We start from the raw sequence: 3,620 nt of genomic DNA, 5'->3' as shown, positions 1-3,620 counted from the left end.
TGTCCATACATGAGGTCCTCTGTCCGCTACAACAGTCGCTGCCCCTTGAGGTTCCGGAGGTGTGGGACCGCCGGTTGCCGGGTAGAATCTTTAGTGTCGCCTATTGTGCCCTTCTGCGACGTGTCCGCACGCCTCGTCGAGGTCTGGACAGTGGGGTATAGCGGACTTGATTTGCTCACGTTGAGTTCTTCGCATTTTGACCCATACGGGACTCCCGAACCGTTTTCCAATATGACTGGAGCGGAGGCTTAGCGACCTGGTATCTGGCACGCGGCGAGCGCGAGAATTGGCTCAGTCCATTGCCCGGTCAAGCCTTTACTCCGGAAGACCCGCCTTGCGCAAACCGTCGGCGATGCGCTGAAATTCGGCAAGGAAGACGACGTTATCGGACCACGCAGACCCATGCTGCAGCCAAAGGGCAACAATGTAATTGGGCCTGAGCCGACGAAGCTCGGCGATGGCGGCGTGAGCTTCACGCTCATGCCCCGTCAATGCGTTAGCGGCGGCGAGATCTGCGTAGGCAATCCAAAAGGGCTTCACCGCGATGGAGCGGCTGCACCAATCGATTGCCTCATCATATTGAGCGAGATGGGTGTGCGCATGGCAGACGTAGAAGTACCACGTGTTTAGGAGGGGATCACGGGGGCTGCGCTGAATGGCCATTTGAAGAGGCGCAAATGCCTCTGCAGAGCGGCCGACACGTATCTTGGCAGCGCCCAGCGCGCCATGAGCCGGGGCGAGACTGGGATTTGTAGCGATTGCCGCAATATACTCGCCGACCGCAGCGTCGAGGTTCCTACCCTTCGCCCGCTGGATTTCGCCCTTTACAAAATGTGCCATTGCGTCACTGGGAAACTGTGACAGAACCTGATCTACCGCGTTCTCCGCGCGCTGCAGCTTATCTGCGGGCGCATCGGTCCAACGATAGTTGACTTCCATTGCCAGAGTATCTGCAAAGCCCACGAGAGCCTTAGGGTAGCCCGGATCGATCTGGAGCGCGCGTTCGAAGAGGACACTCGTCTGGGCCAACTGCTCGCGCGAATAGGGTTGGTTGAGCACGGCCCACCCCCGCATCGTAAGATCGACCGCGTCCGGGACGCAAACCGGTCGGCTCACCTTTTCGCGCGACGAGGAAAGCGGGAATTGGAAACGCCCGAACGACCTCCTGGGGGTCTATCGGAAAGTCCGTGAGCCAGAGATCGGCATAAAGATCCACGTTCATCAACCCCTTTCCTTCAGCCTTCTGTAGCAAGCTCAGGAAGCTAGTCGTGGAAGCCGCCAATCCGTGTCTCCAGCCTAACCGTGGATGCATCTCCGAGTCTTCCCGAACCATTAACAATCCGCTGCGCTGGAACGACGCATGGCCTGTTCAGAGGTCCGGCGGATTCTGAGATAAGCCTTGAGGTCACTATGAGCAGCAGCATCCCGACCGGCAAAACTTATCTTGGCTTCGTCCTCTTATGGGGCAGTGATCTCCCTCGTTTTGATGCTTTGTGTTATCCTTTTCGCGGCCGGTCACCTGATAGCGGGCATCTTCACAATCCTGCTCACCAGTTATGGCTGTTTTCGGCACAGCAGCTCGATAGGGCAGCGTGCGCAACAGATCGTTCGCCGACCCAGCGCTGAACTGCGCCGGATCATGGCTATCGATCGCCAAAGGAAGGCTATCGAGTGCGGTTCATTATCTCAGTTATACATACGCCAGCCGGCGCAAAACCCTTACATGCAACGAGCCAAGCTCTGGTTCTACTTCTGCGCGGCAACGCTCGTTCCCGCATTCCTTCTCTCATTGGCTTGTGCAGACCAGGTTATGCTCGTCTATTTAATTCCACCGTCACTGATTTTCGTTGGAGGAATGGCTCGTTTTCTTGGCAAGCATCTCGATGGCGTGCACGAGACGGTGAGTCAAGATATTGAAGGTCCTGGCCCAGGTCGCGTGGACGGTGTCCATAATCAGCGTCGCGACTCTCATCGGCGTAGCCAAGGGCTGGGAGCACAGCGGCATGTTGGGCGCAATTGTGGTCGGGACCCTCGGATATTCGTCGGAGCAGCGTTGGCGTGTTCGCCCTTGGCATTCTTTCAGCTCTTGAGCAGCGGTCTCTAGTGAACGCGAGATAGTGACTCCGCTTGTGTGAAGGGTTTCGGATGCCGGCCGCTTGAGGGGCGGCGCCGCGTCTTCGGCGGCCGGCGTCCGAAAGCAGTTCAAGGGAGGAAACCGCGCTTAAGGGACGTGAGGCGGTGCGGCAGGCGCTATGGGGATTTGGGTGCCCCGGGCGAGCCGACCGATTTGGATCAAGGCGATGCGACAAGTCGTGCGCTGGTGAAGCGGCTGGGAAACGAGCGGCGGCTGGCCTGGAGCTCAACAAATTGTCGGACGATTTGCGGCCTGAGTGATTAGCGGCGACTTCCGTTCGCCGCTTGGTCATAAGGTGCTGGGCTCGGCGGGGCGCGATACTCCACCAAATTGGGAGGCGATTCCAGATCTCCCGCAGAGCGCTGCGCAATGAAAGACCGCAGAGGCGGACGGGGCAGGCAAACATGCTATGCTCCGTAAAGCATTATCGGGGTATCGAACCCTTTGAGCTGGAATGGCTTTGCATGGCTGCCCGCCAACTCTGACTGGGCGCGCTGATAAACCGCCTGCGTTACCAGAATCTGGTCGGCTTCAGCTACCGACTGCGCGCGGGAGGCGGTGTTTACGACGGTACCGATTGCGGTCAGGTCTCGGTGAGACCGACCGAACTCCCCAAAGCTCAGCTCTCCTGAATGGATACCAATTCCGATCCCCAATTCGTTTTCGGTCAGGCCGTACGCGTTGACAAGACTCTCGCACTTGGCGCGCCAGTTCTTCTGGATCTCGCGCGCCGCAAGCACGGCATTTCTGGCATGGTCATCACGTTCCAGAGGAAAATTAAAGACGGCCATCACCGCGTCTCCGATGGTTTTGTTGAGAAGCCCATCGTGCGCCCAGATGGCGCTTGCACTTTCATCGTAGAATGCGTCGAGCAGCCCCGAAACCACATCCGGAGACTGGGACTGGGACAGACTGGTGTAACCTCGCAGATCGGCAAACATGATCGTCGCATCGATGGTGATTTTGCGGGCTCTCATCACCTTCGTAAACATCAACTCGCAGATGGTACAGGTGTTGGGGTTCATTCGGCTCGGGCGAATGCCGAACGCACGAAATGGCGCTGAGAGCAGGCCGTGAAGCGGCACCGGCAGATGCATCTGCTCCCAGCAACCCTTGCAGAATCTAGAATGCTGCGACGCTGCCATTTTCAACCATGATCCACGAATTGGCAGACGTGTGGAGCCTACAATCTGGATCAGCCGCGAGCAAGCTGGACCAAGGGTTAATCGGTGTCATGGACTTGCGAGCTGCAGCCTAGGTCGAGCTGACCAGGCGCAAGATGACTGGCGACCCTCCCGCCTTGGGCCCATTTGGGACATGCCGGCTAATCGAGCCATGTCCGAGTTCGTGGAAAGAGCGGAAAACATATGCTCGCACTGAGTCCTTCTCAGTTTGTCGAGTCGCCCGGAGGAATTTCACCTCCGGGCGCTCCCAGAACCGTGCATGACCCTCTCGAGTCACACGGCTCCCGATGTTCAGCCGTTGC

The 3,620-nt window shown here is 58.1% G+C and carries 2 protein-coding genes; both read right to left on the bottom strand.

Translation table 11 applies throughout. The features are described from left to right. Positions 1 to 315: 315 nt before the first annotated feature. On the bottom strand, positions 316 to 1,059 hold the full coding sequence (locus F758_RS0142725; protein ID WP_245286788.1) for a tetratricopeptide repeat protein: 744 nt from the start codon (positions 1,057 to 1,059) through the stop codon (positions 316 to 318). Between the two features lie 1,482 nt (positions 1,060 to 2,541). After that, positions 2,542 to 3,231, bottom strand: a complete 690-nt coding sequence (locus F758_RS0142715; protein ID WP_024513475.1) for an adenylate/guanylate cyclase domain-containing protein — start codon at positions 3,229 to 3,231, stop codon at positions 2,542 to 2,544. Positions 3,232 to 3,620: the final 389 nt, after the last annotated feature.

Origin of the sequence: Bradyrhizobium sp. ARR65, assembly GCF_000472385.1 — a bacterium.
Lineage (GTDB): Bacteria > Pseudomonadota > Alphaproteobacteria > Rhizobiales > Xanthobacteraceae > Bradyrhizobium.
The sequence above is the reverse complement of the archived record's forward strand: the minus strand, read 5'-3'. Positions and strand labels throughout refer to the sequence as shown.

Coding starts and splice junctions, on each gene's coding strand:
- F758_RS0142715 (WP_024513475.1), bottom strand. CDS start 3,231: ATGCATCTGCCGGTGCCGCTTCACGGCCTGCTCTCAGCGCCATTTCGT.